The 21,201-nt window shown below is 62.4% G+C and carries 19 protein-coding genes and 1 pseudogene; 11 read left to right on the top strand and 9 right to left on the bottom strand.

Features of this window, described 5'->3' with window-relative positions; genetic code table 11:
* Nucleotides 1–122 precede the first annotated feature (122 nt).
* The 3 genes from CRO46_RS07155 to CRO46_RS07140 all read right to left on the bottom strand — a co-directional run bounded on the left by CRO46_RS07155 (nucleotide 123) and on the right by CRO46_RS07140 (nucleotide 3,661).
* Nucleotides 123–491: a cupin domain-containing protein gene (locus CRO46_RS07155; RefSeq protein ID WP_097106284.1), complete on the bottom strand. Its 369-nt coding sequence runs from the start codon at nucleotides 489–491 to the stop codon at nucleotides 123–125.
* A gap of 4 nt (nucleotides 492–495) precedes the next feature.
* Nucleotides 496–1,479, bottom strand: coding sequence for a TRAP transporter substrate-binding protein (locus CRO46_RS07150; protein ID WP_097106282.1), 984 nt, complete (start codon nucleotides 1,477–1,479; stop codon nucleotides 496–498).
* A 733-nt stretch (nucleotides 1,480–2,212) separates the two neighbouring features.
* Nucleotides 2,213–3,661, bottom strand: coding sequence for an aminotransferase class V-fold PLP-dependent enzyme (locus CRO46_RS07140; RefSeq protein WP_097106278.1), 1,449 nt, complete (start codon nucleotides 3,659–3,661; stop codon nucleotides 2,213–2,215).
* An 83-nt stretch (nucleotides 3,662–3,744) separates the two neighbouring features.
* Here CRO46_RS07140 and CRO46_RS07135 point away from each other — a divergent pair, with 83 nt between their 5' ends.
* From CRO46_RS07135 to CRO46_RS07110, 6 genes are all read left to right on the top strand, one after another.
* Nucleotides 3,745–4,218 carry an Lrp/AsnC family transcriptional regulator gene (locus CRO46_RS07135; protein WP_425479239.1) on the top strand — a complete coding sequence of 158 codons (474 nt, stop codon included), beginning with the start codon at nucleotides 3,745–3,747 and terminating at the stop codon, nucleotides 4,216–4,218.
* Nucleotides 4,219–4,794: 576 nt separating this feature from the next.
* Nucleotides 4,795–5,268, top strand: coding sequence for a (2Fe-2S)-binding protein (locus CRO46_RS07130; protein WP_210421487.1), 474 nt, complete (start codon nucleotides 4,795–4,797; stop codon nucleotides 5,266–5,268).
* Between the two features lies 1 nt (nucleotide 5,269).
* Nucleotides 5,270–5,611 carry a RidA family protein gene (locus tag CRO46_RS07125; RefSeq protein ID WP_097106274.1) on the top strand — a complete coding sequence of 114 codons (342 nt, stop codon included), beginning with the start codon at nucleotides 5,270–5,272 and terminating at the stop codon, nucleotides 5,609–5,611.
* A gap of 153 nt (nucleotides 5,612–5,764) precedes the next feature.
* Nucleotides 5,765–6,055, top strand: coding sequence for a LysR family transcriptional regulator substrate-binding protein (locus CRO46_RS07120; protein WP_097106272.1), 291 nt, complete (start codon nucleotides 5,765–5,767; stop codon nucleotides 6,053–6,055).
* A gap of 26 nt (nucleotides 6,056–6,081) precedes the next feature.
* Nucleotides 6,082–7,485 (top strand): amidase, encoded by a 1,404-nt coding sequence (locus CRO46_RS07115; protein WP_097106270.1) that lies wholly within the window; start codon nucleotides 6,082–6,084, stop codon nucleotides 7,483–7,485.
* Nucleotides 7,486–8,148: 663 nt separating this feature from the next.
* On the top strand, nucleotides 8,149–8,952 hold the full coding sequence (locus tag CRO46_RS07110; protein ID WP_097106268.1) for an IclR family transcriptional regulator: 804 nt from the start codon (nucleotides 8,149–8,151) through the stop codon (nucleotides 8,950–8,952).
* Here the strand turns inward: CRO46_RS07110 and CRO46_RS07105 are convergent.
* From CRO46_RS07105 to CRO46_RS07095, 3 genes are all read right to left on the bottom strand, one after another.
* On the bottom strand, nucleotides 8,939–9,823 hold the full coding sequence (locus CRO46_RS07105) for a DMT family transporter (protein ID WP_097106265.1): 885 nt from the start codon (nucleotides 9,821–9,823) through the stop codon (nucleotides 8,939–8,941). The genes CRO46_RS07110 and CRO46_RS07105 overlap by 14 nt on opposite strands.
* A gap of 80 nt (nucleotides 9,824–9,903) precedes the next feature.
* Nucleotides 9,904–11,604, bottom strand: a complete 1,701-nt coding sequence (locus tag CRO46_RS07100; protein WP_097106264.1) for an FAD-dependent oxidoreductase — start codon at nucleotides 11,602–11,604, stop codon at nucleotides 9,904–9,906.
* Between the two features lie 29 nt (nucleotides 11,605–11,633).
* A complete protein-coding gene (locus CRO46_RS07095) occupies nucleotides 11,634–12,386 on the bottom strand; it encodes an SDR family NAD(P)-dependent oxidoreductase (RefSeq protein WP_097106262.1) in 753 nt (250 codons plus the stop codon).
* A 154-nt stretch (nucleotides 12,387–12,540) separates the two neighbouring features.
* Between CRO46_RS07095 and CRO46_RS07090 the strand changes: the two genes are divergently transcribed.
* The 5 genes and pseudogenes from CRO46_RS07090 (at nucleotide 12,541) to CRO46_RS07070 (ending at nucleotide 17,371) form a co-directional block, all read left to right on the top strand.
* Complete coding sequence (locus CRO46_RS07090) at nucleotides 12,541–13,575, top strand: TRAP transporter substrate-binding protein (protein WP_097106260.1); 1,035 nt, start codon at nucleotides 12,541–12,543, stop codon at nucleotides 13,573–13,575.
* Between the two features lie 123 nt (nucleotides 13,576–13,698).
* The gene (locus tag CRO46_RS07085) at nucleotides 13,699–14,271 is read left to right on the top strand and encodes a TRAP transporter small permease subunit (protein WP_097106259.1); all 573 of its coding nucleotides are present in this window, start codon (nucleotides 13,699–13,701) and stop codon (nucleotides 14,269–14,271) included.
* Nucleotides 14,264–15,610: a TRAP transporter large permease gene (locus tag CRO46_RS07080; RefSeq protein ID WP_097106258.1), complete on the top strand. Its 1,347-nt coding sequence runs from the start codon at nucleotides 14,264–14,266 to the stop codon at nucleotides 15,608–15,610. The genes CRO46_RS07085 and CRO46_RS07080 overlap by 8 nt, the downstream gene beginning before the upstream one ends.
* Before the next feature lie 310 nt (nucleotides 15,611–15,920).
* Nucleotides 15,921–16,442 (top strand): annotated as a pseudogene (locus tag CRO46_RS07075) (ABC transporter permease); the annotation flags it as partial.
* 14 nt (nucleotides 16,443–16,456) lie between these two features.
* Nucleotides 16,457–17,371, top strand: a complete 915-nt coding sequence (locus CRO46_RS07070) for an SMP-30/gluconolactonase/LRE family protein (RefSeq protein WP_097106257.1) — start codon at nucleotides 16,457–16,459, stop codon at nucleotides 17,369–17,371.
* A 70-nt stretch (nucleotides 17,372–17,441) separates the two neighbouring features.
* Here CRO46_RS07070 and CRO46_RS07065 read toward each other — a convergent pair whose 3' ends face one another.
* The 3 genes from CRO46_RS07065 to CRO46_RS07055 are packed head-to-tail and all read right to left on the bottom strand — an operon-like array spanning nucleotide 17,442 to nucleotide 21,192.
* Nucleotides 17,442–18,935, bottom strand: a complete 1,494-nt coding sequence (locus CRO46_RS07065; protein ID WP_097106256.1) for an FGGY-family carbohydrate kinase — start codon at nucleotides 18,933–18,935, stop codon at nucleotides 17,442–17,444.
* Nucleotides 18,936–18,964: 29 nt separating this feature from the next.
* On the bottom strand, nucleotides 18,965–20,218 hold the full coding sequence (locus CRO46_RS07060; protein ID WP_097106255.1) for an alpha/beta fold hydrolase: 1,254 nt from the start codon (nucleotides 20,216–20,218) through the stop codon (nucleotides 18,965–18,967).
* Entirely contained in the window at nucleotides 20,215–21,192 is a 978-nt protein-coding gene (locus CRO46_RS07055) for an alpha-ketoacid dehydrogenase subunit beta (protein WP_097106592.1), read from the bottom strand. The genes CRO46_RS07060 and CRO46_RS07055 overlap by 4 nt, the downstream gene beginning before the upstream one ends.
* Nucleotides 21,193–21,201: the final 9 nt, after the last annotated feature.

The raw sequence follows: 21,201 nt of genomic DNA, 5'->3' as shown, positions 1-21,201 counted from the left end.
CCGGTTTGCGAGCCACGTGAGTGTCCATGTTCTGCTGCCTTCTGAGCAAAGTTTTCCTGGTGACCCGGCGTTAGAAACGCCGGGTCATTCCTGCTTGGGCACAGGATGTTGTCTGCAGAAAATCAGCCGAAATCGGCTTCCTGGTAGTCCGTCAGGTGCAGATAGTCCTCGCGGACGGGTGCAAAGACATCGAGGTTGAGCGCAACCTCGTTGCCCATGGCTTCGCCGCAATGAACGACATCAGGGGGAATACGGACGACCTGCCCAGCTCCCACCTCGACCACATCATCGCCGATTTCGAAACGGACCCGGCCGGAAACCACATAGGCAAGCTGCTCAAAGGGGTGAGAATGGGGTTTCTTCTCCATTCCCGGCTCAAGCCAGTTCATGACCATGAGGGCATTGTCGCCGCGGAAGGCGGTTCGCGACACTCCGTCGCGAACCTTTTCACGGGGAAGACTGTCCCAACCGTAGACCCTGATCGACGCCATCGGATCACTGTCCCGCCGCAAACGCGTCGGTGAACTTGGCGATCATCGGATCCTTGCCCTGCCAGGTCGTTACCACCGAAGCCGTAAGTGCCTTGAGGTCGTCTAGATCGCTGAGCTTGTTGATAGTGACTCCATTGGCCTCGAGGAAGGCCACGGTTTCCGCATCCTGCGAGGCGGCAAGCGCATAGGCCTCGGTGGTGGCTTCCTTGCCCGCCGCTTCGACCGCGGCCTTATCGGCATCGCTCATCTTTTCCCAGGCAGCGTTCGAAATCATGATCACGCCGGGCCAGAAATAGTGGCCTGTCAGGGTGACCTGCTTGGCGGCGTTGTAGAGACTTTCGGACTTGATCGAAGACACATTGATCTCGACGGCATCGATGGTGCCGGTTTCGAGAGCCGAGTAGACCTCGCCGTATGCCATGCCGATCGGATTGACGCCGATGGTCTCCCAGATCGCCTTGTGCAGGGGGATCGGGACGATGCGGGTCTTGAGGCCCTTCATGTCGGCTAGACTGGTGACCGGCTTGTCCTTGGACAGGAAGTGGCGCAGGCCGGCGTCGACGAAGCCCACGCCCTTGATGTTCTTTTCGTCCAGCGTCGCGAGCAGTTCGTCGCCGAGGTCGGAGGTCAGCACAGCGGAAAGCTGCTCGTAGCTCGACACGGTGAAAGGCTGCTGAAGCGCGTCGAAAGAAGCGGCGCCCAGGACCAGCGGCAGGGTTGCCGAAGACACCAGCGCTCCGTCGATGAGGCCAATCTGTATGCCCTCGAGAAGCTGCTTGTCGTCGCCCAGCTGCCGGTCGCCGTAAACCTCGATCTTGACGTTGCCGTCTGTCTTTTCGTCGACCTTCCTGGCGAAGATTTCGAGACCGGTGTGAAAGATGTGCGTCGAAGCGGCCGCATGCCCCATCTTCAGGGTGACTTCCTGCGCCTCGGCAAGCGACGGGAGCACCATCATGGCAACCCCGGCAATAATTGAAAACCTGTTCATTCCATCCTCCCAACAAAAAACCTTGCCTGCGCATTTTGTTTCATTCTGCGTAACAAGATAATGAAGAGTGAAACAAATTCGATTTTACGTCAAGCTTTGGTTCACCAGGCGGGGCAATAAGGAGGAACTTTGCGAGCAGCAGGGGGCATGGTCGACCTATCGATGTAGAAGGCAGCCTCTCTGATGTCTGGTTGTGGAACGAGACTCTCCGGCCGGCATCGCCAACCTGACGGCAGCTTGTCGCATCGGCCAGAATGTGGACGCAGGCGCGCCTTTCCCGAATGATTATGCTTCACGTCTGAAGGCCGCGCGACCGAAACTTGTCATGCGGGTGAGGGGTGTTGTGGCGACCTGTTTCGATTGTTGTTCTTGTTCCACGCGGTGGATTGGTGCGGGCGCACTTCAGTGCCTGACAAGAACAGCGTCTCGTTGAGGCACTCGTCATTGAAACAACGGTTATTCCTCTTGCGGCCCGTTCGAGACTGATAGCAACGACAGCGCCTCGTAAGCAGCGTCCTGGCCGCTGACAATGGCTGCTTCCCTGCGATACCGGACCACCACCCCGTTCGCGTCGGCTGCCACGTGCACGACCGGTGAGCGATAACTGATGCGCTGATCTTTCAGCTTGCCTGCCGGGCCCGCGGCCGAGCCGGCTCGAGCCTGTGCCGGCCGCAAGATTTCATCATCGGGAGGGGAAGGCAGTGCCACCGATACCGGGCCAGCTGAGTGCGCCTCAGGCCGGGGTGAAGATGGCCGTTGCTGGATCGCAGGAATAGGCTGCCTCGTGCTGACCTGCGCTGTCGGCAAGTTCGAGCACCGATTTGAGGATGGTTTCAACCTCTTCATCGGTGGCCAGATAGCTGAAATTCAGTCGGACGAAGCCAGGTTTCTCGAGCTCCCGTCCGGCAAGGATCTCCGCGCGTATCTGCTCTGAGCTGTTATCATCAATGTTGAGAACGCGGTGCACATAGGGCCCGGCGCAGGCGCAGCCGCCGCGGGCCTGGATGCCGTAGCAATCCGACAGCAGGCGGGTCACCAGCTGCTGATGCACATAACCACCCTTGCCGTTGCCCAGCCGGAACGAAAAAATCGGAAGCCGCTCGCAGACGAGATTTCCGAGCAGCTGGATATTGGGATGCGAGCCCCATGCCTGCATCGCTTTCCGGCAATTTTCCCGGTTGCGGCTCGTGATGTAATCCTGGCCGATTTCGGCCTTGACCAGTAAGCAAAGGGCTGCGCGCAGGTCGCCGATTACATTCGGGGTGCCTGCCTCTTCGCGGGCTTCCACATTTCGGGAATAGTCGTGGCCTGTCGGGGAGACGAAACGCACCGTGCCGCCCCCCGGAATTGTGGGTTTTTCGGCCCGCACGGCGTCGTGGCGAAGGATCAGCAGACCGGACGCCTGAGGCCCGCCAACAAATTTGTGCGGCGAGAGAACGACCGCATCAATCAGGGCGTCCAGCGCCGGGCACATGTCAATCGGAAGATAAGGCGCACCGCCCGCATAGTCCCAGACCACGGTGGCACCGGACGCCTTGAGGACGCGGCTGACTTCTTCCACATCGCTGACGATCCCCGAAACGTTGGAGGCGGCGGAGAACGCGCCGATGACTGGCCGGCCCTTGACGCTGGCAAGCGTCCTGTGCAGCGCCGGCAGGCAGGGCCCGCCGGTTTCGGCTTCCGGCACTTCGATCACCTCGGCACCGCTTTCGCGCCAGGGCAGGATATTCGAATGGTGCTCGTATGGACCGATGAGAACCACGGGGGCTTTGCCCTCGGAGACCATTTCCGGTAGTCCGAGAAGATGGACAAGCCGATTGATGCCGGCGGTCGCACCCGATCCGGTAAAGATCACCGCGTGATCCTGGGACGCGTGGCATTCCGCGCGGATGATGTCACGAGCCTGCCGGCGCAGGCGGGTCATCATGCCGCCGACAAAAGAGGCTTCGGTGTGGCTGTTGGCATAGAACGGCAGCAGTTCGGTTAGCACAAACTCCTCGATCTGGCGCAGCGCACGGCCGGAAGCGACGTAATCGGCATAGATCAGTGGCTTGTTGCCCAGCGGCCCGTCGATCGTCGCGTGATGCCCGATCAGGCCGTCGGTCAGACGTGCCACCGTGTCGCCGGTTCGGATGCTGGCGCGGAAACGGTCAAAGAGGTTTACGGCAGGGGACTTGGTCATCACGGCACTCTCGTTCGTTTGTGCGGAGTAATTTACCTGCTTTCAGATCAAATTTTTCTCTTGAATTTGCGCTGTATATAAGAATATTGGGTCATATGATCGAATTGGACGCCATTGACCGCAAAATTCTTGCAGTGCTGCAAAAGAACGGCGCGCTGTCGCAGCGCGATGTTGCCGAAGCAGTCGGACTTTCCCAAAATGCCTGCTGGCGCAGGACCCGGCGGCTGACGGATCTCGGCGTGATCGAAGGCTTCCATGCCCGTTTGAACGCTGATCTGCTGGGGCTGGATCTGACGGTTTTCGTGATGATCCGGACCCGCCAGCACAGCGAGAGCTGGATGCGTGAGTTTCGCAAACACCTTGCCGCCATTCCCGAAATCGTTGATGTGCACAGGATCGGCGGCGATTGGGACTACATGATCAAGGTCGTGACCACCTCGATGTCGGGTTACGACCGGGTCTACAAGAAACTGATTGCGAATGTTGATCTGGAAACGGTGACCGGATTGTTCTCGATGGAAACGATCCTGAAGGACCAGCCGCTGCATCTGCCCTGAGCGCGGTCGGCCATTTCGGCCGATTCCGGCGCGATTTCAGCTCGAATCGGCAGCTGTACCGCAAAATTCGAGTTGCCTCGAGCTTTGGTGCGGCTTGCGATTTGCCCATCGAAGCTTGTGGCCCTCGGGCGACCGCTGGCCGATACGGCCCGGAACCCCAGATTAGGGACAGGCCATAACCAAACTGAATAGCCCTAGTATGATTTGTCATTTAACGTAATGACCCCGCTTCGCATCTTTGACCGATCCGGTGTCTTGAAGGAGCCCTCCATCAGACCCGAAAGTCGTCGCACATGATCCGGACATTTGCGACCGACTTGATGTGGAGCATGGAACAGATCCGCTGGCGGTCCTGTTCCATCTGGCATTTGCGCAATGTCATTGGCGCGTTGCGCAAGGCGAGTGTGGGACGGTTTGCGCGAATCGCGCGTGAATGTTGGCGTGCTTGAGCAATTGCCCGCCTTGTCGTGAAGCAAGTGGTGATGGGCGTCGTAGGGCCAGTGGCGGGGCAGTGGCGGCCGGAGCGGACAAGGCCATGTCTTCATCGCCGGCGACAGCGCCGGCATCGGTGGCGCGGTGGCGGCCGAACTAGAAGGCGCGATCGCAGCGCTAGCCATTGCCTGCGATCTGTCGGTGATCACACGGTCCACGCGGGACAGGGCAGCCCGGCGGCTGCGCCGCAGGTTGCGCGGCGAGCTGGCGGCCCGTCCGTTCATCGACAGGGCCTACCCTCCTCATGCTGAGGCGCTGGCGCCGGCCGACGAGACGATCGTGTGCCGCTGCGAGGAGGTGACCGCCGGCGCAGTACGTGGCTTTGCTCGGCTGGGATGTCTGGGCCCAAACCAGGCCAAAGCCTTCGGACGGCCCGGCATGGGCCCGTGCCAGGGGCGCTATTGCGGCCTGACGGTGACGGAACTGCTCGCCGATGCCAACCGACAAACGCCCGATGCGGCCGGTTATTACCGGATCCGGCCGCTGATCAAGCCGGTCACCCTTGGCGAGCTCGCCGCCATGCACGAGATGCGACAGCAACCAGATCAGGAGCATTGAGATGATTGAGAGACTTCAGACGTCAGCCCGCATGAGCAAGTTCGTCAAGCACAACGGCACCGTCTATCTCTGCGGCCAAGTCGGCGAAGGCGCGAGCGTGGCCGAGCAGACGGCGGAATGCCTTTCGCGGATCGACGCGCTGCTTGAACAGGCAGGATCGTCGCGCAAGCAGATGCTGCAAGCCATCGTCTGGCTTGCCGACATGTCGGATTTCGACGAGATGAACGCGGTCTGGGATGCCTGGGTGCCTGAAGGCCATGCCCCCGCACGGGCCTGCGGCGAGGCAAGACTGGCGCGCCAGGATCTCAAGGTCGAGATCATCGTCACCGCCGCCCTCGACTGAAGGCCAGAGTGATTTGACGCACGGCCGCAGACAGCGGCGCGGGCCTGGGCCTGCTCCTCAACTCGGACCTGGACGCGATCACAGAAATCCGTCGCTTCCCTGATTTCACTGATGTTTTCGTGTGATAGAACCCTCCTGTAGCGAGGGTGCGCGATGTTGAATCTGTCTGCCGCAAAAGATTTCCTGGAGGTCGCACGGCTGCTTGCGATCCGTCTGGCGGCGGACCGGTTGCATGTGGCGCTGCATCTGCGCCAGATCGGCTTCGTCCATGACCACTTTTCCCATCCGTCGCTGGAGACGGTGAGCAAATGGCGCCAGCCGCTGCTTGCAATGGTGCACCCCGATCATCCGCTCGCCGGCAGGAGCGGGCTGACGCTCCCTGACCTGGTGGACATGCCCTGCGTCCTGCCCGATGACGGTTTCGGAATCGCTCACAAGGTTTGAACATCACGCTACGAGAGAGAGCCACCTTGAAACATCACTCCCTTGCTCAAATTGGCGACGACCTGCGGCGCAGGAAGATTTCGGCTTCCGCGCTGGTTTCACAGGCCATCGCCAGTTTTGAAAACTCCGAACCCGAGCTTCGCGCCTACAAGCATTGGGCAGGCTCGCAGGCGCTTCAACAGGCCGGCGCTGTTGATGTGCTTTTGAGCAGTGGACAAGATCACGGGCCATTGATGGGTATGCCTGTCTCGGTCAAGGATCTGTACGGGGTTCCGGGAATGCCGGTCCATGCCGGCACCGATACCAGATTTCCCGAGAGCTGGGAGCGCGCCGGACCGCTGGTGCGGTCTCTCACAGGCCAGCTCGGCATCGTGATGGGCAAGACCCACACGGTGGAATTTGCCTTCGGCGGCATCGGCACCAATCCGCATTGGGGTGCGCCGGTCAATCCCTGGTCCTCGAAGGAGGCGCCGCGGGTCTCCGGCGGGTCCAGTTCCGGCGCCGGCGTCTCGCTAGCGCAGGGGTCCGCGCTCCTGGCGCTGGGCACAGACACCGCGGGCTCGGTCCGCATCCCTGCCGCCTTTACCGGTCAGTGCGCACTCAAGACCACCCATGGCCGGTGGCCGGCTGACGGCATCGTGCCCCTGTCGCCATCGCTCGACACCCCCGGCCTGCTGTGCCGCACGGTCGAGGATCTGGCCTACGCCTTCTCAGCCCTCGACATTCAGGCGAACAACGAGACGAACGGCGCGATCACGCCGCGGCCGCTGGCGGGGCTGCGCATCGGTGTGGTGGAGAATGTTGTCTGGGACGGGATCGACCCTGAGATCGCCGCCAACACCGAAGCGGCGCTGGCGACACTCGAACGCAACGGCGCCTCGCTGTCGAAAGTCTCGCTGAACGGCCTTGATGCGGTGCTGGAGATCTTCCGCCATGGCGGTTTGGCGGCCCCCGAATTGCGCAGCTTCATGGATCTGAATTTTCCGGACCGGATCGGTCGGCTCGATCCGATGGTGCGTGCCCGCGTCGAACAGGCAGACGAGGTCTCCGCGATCGAGTACCTGCGGCGGCGCAACGTTCTGCGGACCTCGGGGCATGCCGCACTGAAGGTGTTCGAGCATGTCGATGTGCTGGTGTCCCCTACCGTGCCGATCAGCGCGCCGTTGCTGTCGGACGTGGCCGAAGGTGATGCCTATCGCGCCGCCAACATGATGGCGCTGCGCAACACCGCCATCGTCAACCTGTTTGGCTGGTGCGCGCTGACGCTGCCATCGGGCCTGGACGGCAACGGCATTCCCTCCGGATTGCAACTGATTGCTCCGCCGATGCGGGAGCCACAGCTTCTGGCCATGGCGCTCGGCGTCGAAAACGTGGTCGGCAAGGCGCCGGAGCTCTTGGGCCCGTCCCCGCTGTGCTGGCGACGCTGCTGATTGTCGTGACCCTGGTCATTCTCTCCCTTGTGCCGCTGTTCAGCATGTGGTTGTCCAATCCCTTATATTGAAGATATCCGAGGCGTGACCAGCCAGGCTTAGGATCGACATGAGAGTCTAACTGTCTTGGCCAGCTCCCTGTTTTCTCACTGCCCCAGGGCAGGTGTTTTGACGGATCTTCACCGAGACGCAGGCCTGGACTGGGGACGTTGGTGTCTTCCGCTCCGGAGTAATCCTTCAATCAGGATCTGCCGTCTTGTTCGACAGCGGAATCGCGGCTGATGATCGATTTCCTGGTCGAGATCGAGGCGATTGCTTGCTAGTCTGTCTGAGCTCTCGGAGCCCAGCCGAAGGGCTTTATGCACAAAAAGGCGAAGGTCAGGTGAACCTGCTTCAGGTGGTCTCGGCCGTGGGGTTCGCCAAGAATTGACGAGCTATTGCGCGCCGTTTTTACTGGATCAACCGGCGGCTTGCCCCTTTGCACGATGGAACCCAATCCGTCACCGGCTGAGAAAGCAACTGCCCGGCAAGCATGGACATTTGCGGTGGACTTGCTGCGTGGCTTCGAACTTCTGGCCATTCTGGCAATCAAAGAGGGCGACAATCTTCACACGGGCCACTAACAAGGTAAGTGTGGGACCAAAGAGTTAGAGACAAGAATCCGTGGCCAAGACCGTTTCCCCGAAATCCCGCGCCCCGCGCGGCGTGCAGTCGATCGAGACCGGTGGTGCGCTTTTGAAGGCACTCGCGCAGGCCGGCGGGCCGGTGAAACTGCGCGATCTTGCCGAGCGGCTGGACATGGCTGCGGCGCAGCTTCACCCCTATCTGGTGTCGTTTCGCAACATCAACATGGTCGAGCAGACCGAAACCGGGCAGTATCAGCTTGGACCCTTCGCGCTGCATCTGGGCCTGACGCGCCTGAACAACCAGAACGCCTATCGTGAAACCATCCGGCGGCTGCCGGTGCTTGCGGAGAATCTCGGGCTGATGGTGACGGTCTCGGTTTGGGGCCTGCACGGCCCGACCATCGTCTACCTGCAGGAATCGGAAGCCCGCATCCACTCCAACGTGACGCTGGGCGGCGGCTACATGGTGACCGCGACGGCCACCGGCAAGGTCTTTGCCGCCTTCATGCCGGCCAAGCAGACAGAGCCGATCATCAGGTCGGAACTGGACGGGCGGGTGGCCCAGCTTTACACGGTTCCGAAAATCAGCGAGAGTTCCTTTCGCGCCGAGGTCTCGGCGATTCGTGAAAAGGGCTATGCCATCACCCGGGATTTGCCAATTCCCGGTGTCAGCGCCATCGCCGCGCCGGTGTTCGACCACACCGAAATGGTGCAGCTGGTGGTGACGCTGATCGGCCCGAGCAACTTCATCGATGTTTCGGAAACCGGCGCCAGCCTCGAGCAGCTAAGGCGTTTTACCGGCGACCTGTCCTACGATCTCGGCCACGTCACTTCCGGCTGAAATGGCGTGCCACCCGATCGAGAGACACGATCAGGCCGGCCGATGCGATAACCACGCCGAGGATCTGCAACCCGTTCGGCCATTGCCGGGCAAGCGGGATGGCAAGGATCACCGCCAGCGGTGGAACCAGCGCGGGAAACAGGCCCGCCAGCCCCGATCCAAGCAGTCTGATCGAGCTTGCGAAGGCGACGATCGCCAGGCCGCCGCCGATGGCGCCCTGGTAAATCAGCTGTTCGATCCATGCCGCCGCCGGCAATTGCGCAGGCGCGAACCACATAAGATAGACCGGCAGGAAGGAGAGGGTGGACAGGATCGACACCGCCGCCGTAGTTGCAACGGCCGGCAGATGCCAGCGTGCCATCAGATAGATGAAAGTGCCCCACAGCGTCCCCGAACCGACAAAGCAGAGATCTCCCAGGATCGCACTGTCGCCGGCCTCTGTCGCAGACGGGCGATCGGCGGCAATGGCGATCACGCCGATGATCAGGATTGCAATCCCAAGCTTGCGGTTACCTGACAGCCGCTGCCGGTCAAGCAGAACCGGAAGCAGATTGGCAACAAGCATCGACATTCCGGGCGAGATGACGACCGCATGGGCGAGCGGCGCCAGCCCGTAGCCGGTGTTGAACAGGAACGCGAAGGGCGGACCGATGATGCAGCTGAGCGCGAGCGCCCGGCCAGAGGTCAGGGATGCTGGCAGTCTGCGCCATTGCAGCATCAGCAGCGGCGCCAGGATCAGCCCGGCGCCGCCATAACGCAACAGCGCCAGGTCTGCACTGGTGAAACCGTCGGCGCGGCCGATCTCGACACCGACATTGTAGATCGCCCAGAGCAGGGCGGCGGCAAGGCCGAAGCCGAGACCCTTTAGCATATCGGGCCGGCCAGCTGCGGCGCCCGCTGCCCTGTCGGCTACCCCATCTGTTGCCCTGTCCGTGTCCCTTGCTGCGGTCGTCACGAATTGGCGCCGGACATGTGCCGGGCCGCGATGTAGCCGAAGGTTATGGCTGGTCCAAGCGTAATGCCGCCGCCGGGATAGTTGCCGCCCATGATGCTGGCCGCATCATTGCCTGCCGCATAGAGGCCGGGAATCGGCTTGCCTGCCTCGTCGAGCACACGGGCGTTCTCGTCGCTGCGCAATCCGGCGAAGGTTCCCAGGTCGCCGATCACCAGCTTGACGGCATAGAACGGGCCGCGCTCGACCGGCGCCACACAGGGGTTGGGCTTGTGTTCGGGATCCCCGAGCGAGCGGTTGTAGGATGTCGATCCCTTGTGAAATTCCGGATCCTCGCCTTTGCGGGCATGGGCGTTGAAGTTCGCCACGGTGCGCTCGAGCTGGGCGCTGTCGGCGCCGATCTTTGCCGCCAGTTCGGCAAGCGTTGCCCCTTCATAAAGATAGCCTGAGCGGATGTGGGGCCGGTAGGGAACCGGGCTCGGCTTGACATAACCGAGACCGTATTTTCTCAGGGTCTTGTGGTCGGCAATGAAGAAGGCGCAGATTTCCCCCTGCTCCTCCTTGCAGGCCTTCACCATCGCCTGGCAGAAATCATGATAGGAGTTAGCCTCGTTGACAAAGCGTTTGCCCGAGCGGGTGACGGCAATGACGCCGGGTTTCGACCGGTCGACGAAATGCGGAAATGTGCCCAGTGTACCATCGGCGCGGGGTGGCCGCGAAACCGGTACCCAGGCCGCGCTGTTGGGCAGGGTGTCCTCGACGGTGGCGCCGATGGCTTCGCCCAGACGCAAACCGTCGCCGGTGTTGCCGGGAGGGGCGGGCGAGGCGTGTTCATGGCCGTTCGGCGCATGTGGGAACATGGCCTTTCTGCGCACCGGGTCCTGTGGGAAGCCGCCGGCTGCCAGCACAACGCCACACCGGGCGGTGATGTTGACCGGGCCTTCGGCCGTATCGACGATGGCTCCGGTCACCCGCCCGTCCGGCTCGCGGATGAGTTCGCGCACCGGCGACCGGGTCCAGATCGGAACATTCTTGTCAAAACAGGATTTGGCCAGCCGTGCGACCAGTGCGTTGCCGTTCATCAGCCGCATCGGGCGGCCGTGAAACGCCATGTCGCGCAAGAACTTGATAAACAGCTTGGCGACGTAGAAAGCGGAGACCGGCGAGCGGGTGACATTGAAGAAATGCAGCAGTTCCTTGCCCGAACCGATCATCATGCCGAGAAAGGTGATCTCGGCCAATGGCGGCCGCAAGCGCTTGATTTCGCCCTTCAGCTCACGGCCATCGAAGGGCCGGGCGACGATCGAACGGCCGCCATCCATGCCGCCGGGCGCATCGGGATGATAGTCGGCGAAAGTCGGCCCGAGGTCGAATTGCAGCGCGGTCTTTTCCTCGAAGAACTCGACCGCCCTGGGACCGGCTTCGAGAAAGGCGTCGACACGGCGGGCGTCGAAATGTTCTCCGGCTTCGTGCTGGAGATATTGTCGCGCCTTTTCCGCGCTGTCTTCAATCCCTGCTCGCTTGCCCGGAGCATTGCAGGGGATCCACATCCAGCCCCCCGACCGCGCACTGGTGCCGCCGAAGACCGGTTCCTTCTCGACCACCAGGACATCGAGATTGCGGTGTGCTGCGGACACGGCGCTGGCCAATCCGCCGGCGCCGGAGCCGACAACGAGAACGTCGCATTGATGATTTTTCATTGAATGACTTTCCACTGCAATTTTCAGGATCAAGCCGCCAGATAGCCGCCGTCGACAGGAAGGATCACGCCGGTGACGTAGCTCGACATTTCGGAGGCGAGGAACAGCACCGGCCCAACCAGCTCTTCGGGCTTGCCGGTGCGGCCAAGCGGGGTGTGCATCATGAAGCGCGAAATGGCGGCGTCATTGGCACGGGTTGTTTCAGTCATCGGCGTGTCGATCACGCCCGGCGCCAGCGCGTTGACGCGGATGCCGCGCGGTGCGAGTTCATGCGCCAGCGCCTTGGTGAACTGGCCGATGGCGCCCTTGCTAGCGACATAGGCGGGAATGCCCGCGCCCGCGGTCTGCGACATGATCGATGCGAGATTGACGATGCGGCCGGCGGTCCTTTCAAGCTGCGGCACGAAGGCCAGCGTCATGTTCTTGGTGCCGTCGACATTGACGCGGAAGGTCGCATCCCAGTGCTGGTCGAAATCCGCGTCGGCGATGCCGTGACGCCGGATGATGCCGGCATTGTTGACCAGAATTTCTGCGTCTCCGAGTTCAGCGGCGACAGTTGCGGCGAAGTCCCGGCACTGTTCCCGGTCCCTGACATCGGCCCGGCGGCTGATGGCAACGCCGTTCTCGGTGCGGATCATCGCGGCCGTTTCCTCTGCCAGCTCGGCGTTCAGATCGCACAATGCAAGCCGCGCTCCGGCGCGCGCCAGGCCGATGGCGATTGCCCGGCCGTTGCCCTGCCCCGCCCCGGTAACGACGGCGATCGCCCCGTTCAAATCCCGCATGATGGCTCCCAAATTAGGTTATTGCTAATTCGTTTGATTATAGATAATAATCGCCAAGGACAAGCGCTTGCCGAAAATTTCGGTTCGCCATCTGATCAGAGGTCCGTGTGCAGGCTGATCTGCCACAAACGAGAAATACCCAGGGAGGTTTCACATGAGAAAAACCATTGGCGCTGCAACCATGGCGGTTGCGATGATGACTGCCGCTCCGGCAACGGCCGAAAGCTTCGATCTGCAGAGCGTGTTCGGCCTGCAGGTGCCTTCGATCGGGCCGAGCCCGGTGAAATGGGCCGAGCGCGTCAAGTTGATGACCGGCGGCGACATCGACATCAAGGTGCACGGCGCGGGCGATTTCGTGCCGCCATTCGAAGTCTTCGGCGCAGTCAGCTCCGGCGCACTGCCGATGGGGTTTGACTGGATCGGCTACTGGGCCAGCACAATCCCGGTCGCCAACCTGATCGGCTCGATGCCGTTCGGCCCCACCCCGGACGTCGCGCTTGCGTGGATGTTTGAGGGCGGCGGGATGGAAATCATCCAGAAGGCCTATGACCCACACGGCGTCAAGGTGATTCCGTGTCACCTCGTCGTTCCCGAAGCCGGTGGCTGGTTCAACAAGGAAATCAACTCGGTCGACGACTTCAAGGGTCTCAACATGCGCATTGCCGGTCTCGGCGGCAAGACCCTGGCGCGGCTTGGCGCCAACACCCAGCTGGTTCCCGCCGGCGAGATCTATGTCTCGCTCGAAACCGGCCGCATCGACGCAACCGAGTTTTCGGCGCCGCAGCTCGATCTCGGTTTCGGCTTCCAGAAGGTGGTGAAGAACTACTACTTCCCCGGCTGGCACCAGCCTTCAAGCTGGGACTCGATCATCATCAACATGGATGTCTGGAACGGCTTCAGCGAAGATGTGCAGAACATCATGGTCGAGGCCTGCAAGGCCAACATCGCCTTCAACCTGGGTGACCAGCTGCATGCACAGGCCGATGCCATTGCCGCCATCCGCGAAGCCGGTGTCGAGATTCGCCGGTTCCCCGACGAGGTGCTCGCAGACATCCGCACCGAAGCGGAAAAGGTGTTGACGGAAGAAGCCGCCAACGACCCGATCTTCAAGGAAGCCTACGAATCGCTTACGGCCTACATGGATCGCGTGGGTGAATGGGAACGGCTGCAGGCCATCCCGGCAAAATAACCGTCTGCAACAGATGAGTTGCTGACAGAACTTTGAGAGCGCATCCCGGCCCGTCATGTCGGGGTGCGCTTTGTCTTGATGGCCCTATTGGCCGTGCAAGCCTGAATTCTGGGAAACACCGCAATGAGCAATATCCTCGAACGGTTGCAGGACATGTGCACGCTGCCGGGCAGGCTGGTCGGGTGGCTTGTCGTGCCGTTGATCGTCAGCGTCTGCCTGACGGTTCTGGCGGCACAATACGGCATCAACCTGCTGGCGGAATGGTCCGACCCGCTGCCGCTCTTCGGCAAGGCGATCACGGTCAACACCCTTTTGGACCTGCAATGGCATATCTTCTCGCTGATGGTGCTGTTTGGCGGCGTGCTTGCATTCCGTGACAACAGCCATGTTTCCGTCGACGTGTTTTCGTCGTCGCTGTCACCGCGCACGCAACTGGCGTTCCGTCTGTTCGGCGACCTGGTGTTTCTGCTGCCGTTCTGCATCGTCATCGCCTGGTACGGCTACAGCTTCGCCGTCAAGGCTTTCGCCACCGGCGAGGGCTCGACCTATGGCGGCATGCTCGACCGCTGGGTGATCAAGGCGATGATCCCGTTGTCGTTTTCCCTGCTCGGCCTGTGCGCGATCCTCCGGGCGATCGAGACCGCAAGGCAATTGATGCGCCCAACCCTCAAGAACAGTGAACAGCCACATGACTGACGCCTACCTGCTGCCGATCCTGATGCTCGTCGGGCTGATGGCCGGCATTTTCACCGGATATTCGGTTGCCTTCGTGCTCGCCGGGATCGGCCTGATCTTTGCTTTTTTCGGCGACGTGCCGATGCTGTTTCTGTCGCTGGGCGTGTCGCGCATCTATTCGGGCGTCTTGACCAACTGGCTGTTGATCGCGATTCCGCTGTTCGTCTTCATGGGCCTGATGCTGGAACGTTCCGGCGTCGCGCAACGCTTGCTGCGCTCGCTGGCGGCGCTGTTTCGCGGCATGCCCGGCGGCTATGCCTTCGCGGTTGCGATCATCGGCATCGTCATGGCGGCCTCGACCGGCATCATCGGCGCTTCCGTTGTCCTGATGGGCATGATGGCGCTGCCGACAATGCTCAAGAACGGCTACGATCCGAAAATCTCCACCGGGCTCATCGCCGCCAGCGGCACCCTGGGAATCCTGATACCGCCAAGCATCATGCTGATCGTGTTGGGCGACCAGATGCGGGTCTCGGTCGGGGATCTTTTCATGGCCGCCGTCGGGCCGGGTCTGCTGCTGGGAAGCCTTTATCTCGCCTATCTGATCTTCGTGGCCCTGTTCCAGCCCTCGCGCATGCCCGCCTCGCGCGAGCAGGCCGGTACCGATCCGTTGTGGAAAGTGGTGCTCGACCTGACCCGCGACCTGCTCGCGCCAATCATCCTGATTGTCTCGGTGCTCGGCACCATCGTCACCGGCGTCGCCACCCCGACCGAATCGGCGGCGATCGGCGCTGCCGGCGCCATGATCCTGGCGATGCTCTCCCGACAGCTCGACCTTGCCGGTTTCGCCAGCGCCCTGCTCGACACCACCAAGACCACGGCGATGATCATCTTCGTGATGATCGGCGCCACCATCTTCAGCGTCATTTTCCGCAAGCTCGGCGGCGACCAGATGATCATCGACGCCTTTTCCGTGCATGGCGAGCGGCCCTATTTGGTACTTCTGACGATCATGCTGCTGGTGTTCGTTCTCGGCTTCTTCCTGGAATGGGTGGAGATCACCCTGGTGGTCGTCCCCATCGTCGCGCCGATTGTCGCCGCGCTCGATTTCGGCCTGACCCCGGAACAGACGCTGATCTGGTTTGCCGTTGCCCTGTCGGTCAACTTGCAGACTTCGTTTCTGACCCCGCCGTTTGGCTATGCCTTGTTCTACCTGCGAGGCATTGCCCCCGAAGGCGTCGGCATAGGCACCATCTATCGCGGCATCATTCCCTTTGTGGTCCTGCAGCTGGTCGGGCTGGCGACGGTCATCCTCTGGCCCGACATCACGCTGTGGCTGCCCGCCTACCTGTCGCAATGAGGCAGAGCCGGACCGAAGCCCAGAAGGCGGTTGCAGCACCTGTCTGAGATCGATCCGGTCTGTTTGACTGTCCTGCCTTTCCGGTCCTGGCACTGTGGGCGCTCGAATCGGGTTAACGGCTTTACTCTCTGCCCTGGCTGGAGCATTCGGCTTGTGGGACAGCCAAAATTTGAAATGACAGACCCGTTGAGGCGACGCTTCCCACAGGATAGCCGAGCGCGGGGTGTCGTCGCGGACCCGGCCTCGCCGGTGCCGGGCAGCGGTGAGTGCCAGGCGCCTGTCGGTATCGTGTTCGGGCCCAAGCCTCTGACTGCGGGTCAAGCCGCCGTCCTGGCTGGCGGAGTTCACCACTTCGAGCCTGTTCGGGGTGCCCAATGTGGCGCTGATCGCGCTTTGCATTTCGGTGCTGGCCTGGGTGCTTCTGGAAAAATCGGTCGATGGTCGCTGGATCTCGGCGATCGGCCAGAGCATGTCGGCTGCGCGCATGTCGGGCATCCCGGTTGACGGCACACGCTTCGTCACATACCTGCTTTGCGCCGTGCTTGCCGCGGTGGCCGGCTATCTGCTGACCTGCTTCTCCGGTGGTTCGGCGCTGAACATGGGGGCGGAGTATCTTCTCATGTCGATCGCCGTCGTGATGATCGGCGGAACGTCGGTGGCGGGCGGCGATTCCAACGTGCCGGGCATCTGGAGCGCATCGCTGTTCATGTTCCTGGTCGTCTCCATGCTAAACACCAACGGGATCGGTGCCGGTATCCGGCTTATCATGACCGACCTCATCATCATCAGCGTCATCATGCTCGCCGGCGGCCGCCGGTCGGGCATGCAGTAAACGGGACCCTTGCCATGGCAGAGACCAGCATCTACGAAATTCACGATCCGCGCTTCCGGCACCTGATCGTCACGAGCGCCCATCTCGACGAACTCTATTCCGGCTGCCGCTGGGCCGAAGGTCCGGTCTGGTTCAATGACGCCAACCAGCTGCTGTGGAGCGATATTCCCAATCAGCGCATGTTGCGGTGGACGCCCGATGGCGGGGTGTCGGCCTACCGGCAACCCTCGAATTTCGTCAATGGCCACACCCGCGACCGTCAGGGAAGGCTCGTCTCCTGCGAGCATGGCACGCGCCGCGTTACCCGCACGGAAATCGACGGCGCGATCACCGTGCTCGCCGACCGTTTCGAGGGCGCCCGGCTCAACTCCCCCAATGACGTGGTGGTCAAGTCCGACGGCACGATCTGGTTCACCGATCCCACCTACGGGATCCTGTCCGACTATGAGGGCTATCGTGCGGACCCGGAGCAGCAGGCGCAAAACGTCTTCCGGCTTGACCCGGAGACAGGCGACCTGTCCGCCGTTGCCACGGATTTCATCCAGCCCAACGGCCTTGCCTTCTCGCCGGACGAAAGCCTTCTCTACGTGGCGGATTCCGCTGCAAGCCATGATGACAGCCTGCCGCGGCATATCCGTGTGTTCGACGTCGCAGAGGGCAAGCGGCTCGAAAACGGCCGCGTCTTCTGCCTGATCGACAATGGAATCCCGGACGGTATCCGTACCGATACCAATGGTAATTTGTGGTCAAGCGCCGGCGACGGTGTGCATTGCTTCGATCCGGCCGGCCGGCTGCTGGGCAAGATCAAGGTGCCGCAAACCGTGGCCAATCTGTGTTTCGGCGGCCCCAAACGCAACCGCCTGTTCATCACGGCGACCCGGTCGCTCTACGCGCTCTATGTCACAGCCACCGGCGCGCAGGTGCCATAAGCTGAGTGACCCTGCGGCGCCGGAAAAGCCGCCGACGCGTGCCGGTGGCCCATGCGGCGATCATGCGAAATCAGCCCTCGAGCGCACCCTTGAGCGCGGGATAAAGCGCCAGATATTTCTGGTAGATCTCGTCATAGGCGCGCATCGCGGCCGGGTCCGGTTCGACAAGCCGTCCGGGCTTGACCATGGCCTGGATGCCTTCGTCAATCGTCGCAAAATGCCCGGCCCCGTGGGCCGCGAGAATGGCCGAGCCCAGGGACGGACCGTCCGCCGAGGCTGGAATGCGAACCGGAATTCCGGCGGTGTCGGCATGGATCTGCATCCACAGGGCCGAGTTGGTCGCGCCGCCACCGGCCACCATCTCTGTGGCTTGGTACCCGCCTCTGGAAAAGGCATCGAGGATGGTCCGGGTGCCAAAGGAGATGCCCTCCATGATGGCGCGGAACACGTGGTGCGGTTCATGCGCCAGCGTGAGACCGGTGACCGCGCCGCGCGACAGGGCGTCGGTATAGGGCGTCCGGTTGCCCTGGAAGTGGTCCTGGATGACGAGACCTTCCGATCCCGGCGGCAGCAGCGCCGCTTTCTGATTGAGGGCTTCGAAATCCAGCTCGCCGCCGGTAAACCGCTTCAGCCAGTTGATGATCGAGCCTGTCGATGTCTGGCCGCCTTCGACGATGTAGAGATCCGGATAGACGATGTCGGCATAGGCGCCCCACATGCCTTCGGCGTGGAACGGCTTTTCGGTGACGCCGAACTGCAGGTGCGAAGAGCCGGTTATCAGGCACAATTGCCCTGGCCTGGCGACCCCGAGCCCGATCATGCCGATCAATGCGTCGGCGCCGCCCTGCACCAGTTTTGTCGCAGTGGTCAGGCCCAGCGCTTCTGCGGCCTGGGCGGTGAGATTGCCGACTACTTCACCGGGTGCGGCAACCCGCGATGGCCATTTCTCGATCAGGTCCGGCATGCCGAGCGCCGTAACCAGTGATTTCGCCCAGCCACCGTCGCGATTGGCATAGTGCCAGCGCAGACCGGCATTGTTGAGCGCCGCGCAGCGTTCGCCGGTCAGCCGAAGCGTCAGGTAGTCCTGGTATTCGCAGATGGTCGCCGCCTTGTCGTAGATCTCTGGCTCGTTGCGCTTGATCCACAAGGCCTTGGGGATCATCCACTCGGCGGACACCGGTCCGCGGCCATTGCTGTTGAGCTTGAGCCGGTCATCGCCCGTCGCCAGCACCGCCTCGGCCTCACTCGACGCGCGGACATCCATCCACAAGAGCGCAGGCCTGAGCGGATTGCCGTCGTCATCCAGTGCGACGACGGTACAGCTGGTGGTCGCATAGGCCATGGCTTCGATCTGGTCGGGCTTCAGTCCGGATTCGGCCATGCAGGCGCGCGTTGCCTTGCACAGGCTCGTCCACCAGTCTTCAGGCCGTTGCTCGGCCCGGGTCCCGGCAGAGAAAACGGTTTCATAGGGTTCGGCATGAGAGGCGACACAGTTTCCCTGCAGATCGTAGATGCGTGCCCGCAGGCTTTCGGTGCCGCCGTCGGCTGCCAGAAAATAGGCCATCTTTTCCCTCCCGATGGTTCGCTGCCGTGTCAGTTGCTGCCGCGGATCAAGCTTTCCAGCAGGGCTGGATCATCCCAATGCGGCATATGCCCCGTGGGGACGATGTGCGATGCGACCCGTGGCGGCATGTTGAACATATGTTCTTTGGCGATGATGCTGTCGGCACTGCCGAAGATCGCCCGGACCGGAACATCTTCGCTCAGCGCGCCAAGTGCTGCAATCGTGTCGATCAGCTGTGTATCGCCGCGCGCAATGACCCCGGCGAGCGTCTGGAGCCGACCCTTGGCCAGTTCGGTGGCCATGGTCCCGACTGCATCCGCGGGCAGGCGGGAGGCTTCCGGGCCCAGCAGCCGGAGCAGGTGGAGCAGCTCACCCGCCGTGCGCGTGTGTGCCATGCCGTGGACAAAGCCGCCATTGATGTCGTGGCCGCAGCCCGCAGGCGCAACCAGGGTCAGGCGGCTGACTTTCGAGCGCGTCCGGTTCGCGGCCAGCGCCGCCACATGGGCACCGAATGAATGGCCGACCAGATGCACGGGCCGGTCCTGCGCGCTCAGCCAGTCGCCAAGCCATGCGACACATTCCTCGACGCTGTTGGCTTCCGCGGCGTTGCGGCCATGGCCGGGCATGTCCGGCGCTTCGGTTTTCAAGCCTACCTTCTGCAGCCTTGCCCGCAGCTTCTCCCAGTTGGAGCCAAGGCCGGCAAACCCGTGAATGAACAGGACGGGGCCGGAATCGGCTGCCGCATTGGCGTGCGCCGCAACTGGCGTCCCCGGCTGTGTGTCCGTGTGTGTCGATGCCTCGATCGCGGAACGGACATCCCGCGCCTCGATGCGGCCGCGCCGGCCGGTGCCTTGAAGAACGGAAAGATCCACGCCGCCCTCGCGCGCCAGCCGCCTGGCAAGCGGCGTCGCCCGCCGCTGGCCGGCCTCCGGCCTCGCGTCCGCATCTGAGCTGGTGTCCGGCAGGCTCGCAGCCGGCGCCTTTTCCGCCGGTTCTTCGCTGGCTGGGCTGTCGGCGATGCCATCCCAGGCCTCCGCGGTTTCGATGATGGCAATCGGTGCACCGACATCGACGACATCGCCGGGACCGACCAGCATCTCGATCAGCTTGCCAGCGCCAAGGGCGGGGTATTCCACCAGCGTCTTGTCGGTTTCCAGCTCCAGCAGCGGGTCGCCCCGCGCGAAGGTTTCGCCGGTCTTGACCAGCCAGGTTGATATGGTTCCCTGCTCCATCGTCTCGCCGAGGCGCGGCATTGGGAGCTTGACCTGCGTCACTGTGGTCATTTCAGCATCATTCTTGCAACTTCGGTTATGAATTCCGGCGTCGGGACTGAGTGCTTCTCGAGCAGCGGCGACACCGAGATCGGAATATCCTCGCCCGCCACCCGGACCACCGGGTCTTCGAGATAGTCGAAACATTCCTCGGTGATGCGCGCCGCAAGCTCGGCCGCCACACCCGCTGTCATCACGCCTTCAGAGACGACCATTGCCCGGCCTGCCTGTTCGACGAGCGGGCGGATGGTGGCGAAGTCGATCGGATTGAGTGTCCGCAAGTCGACAACAGCAGCCTGAATTCCGTTTTCCTTCTCCAGCGTATCGGCTGCGGCAAGCGCATGATGGAGCTGGCGCGAATAGCTGACGATGACCACATCGGAGCCTTCGCGCATCACCCGCGCCTTGCCCCAGGCGGCGGGCTCGGCGCTCGTGTCCAGCTCGCCCTTCATCGTGTAGAGGCCCTTGTGTTCGATGAACACGACCGGATCGGGCTGCTTCATGGCCTGGCGCAGCAGGTGATAGGCATCCTCGACCGTCGCCGGCATGGCGAGCCTAAGCCCCGGGGTGTGCATCACATAGGCTTCCAGGCTCTGGCTGTGCTGTGCGCCCGCCGAGCGGCCGGTGCCGCCCTGGGTGCGCAAGATCATCGGCACGCCGATCTGGCCGCCGAACATGTAGCGGATCTTGGCGGCCTGGTTGGCAAGCTGGTCCATGGTCATGCCGATGAAATCGACATACATCAGCTCCGCCACCGGCCGCAGCCCGGCCATTGCTGCGCCCACTGCTGCGCCGACGATCGCGGCCTCGGAAATCGGCGTGTCGATGACCCGGTCCTCGCCGAATTCGTCGATCAATCCCTTGGTCACGCCGTAGGCGCCGCCATAGCGGCCGACTTCCTCGCCCATGATGACGACGGCTTCATTTTCCTGCATGGCGTCCGTCAGCGCCTGACGCAAGGCACCGCGATAGGTTGTCTCGATCATGGCCATCCC

It is taken from the genome of Parahoeflea halophila (assembly GCF_900220985.1).
Taxonomy (GTDB): Bacteria; Pseudomonadota; Alphaproteobacteria; order Rhizobiales; family Rhizobiaceae; genus Hoeflea; species Hoeflea halophila.
The sequence above is the reverse complement of the archived record's forward strand: the minus strand, read 5'-3'. Positions and strand labels throughout refer to the sequence as shown.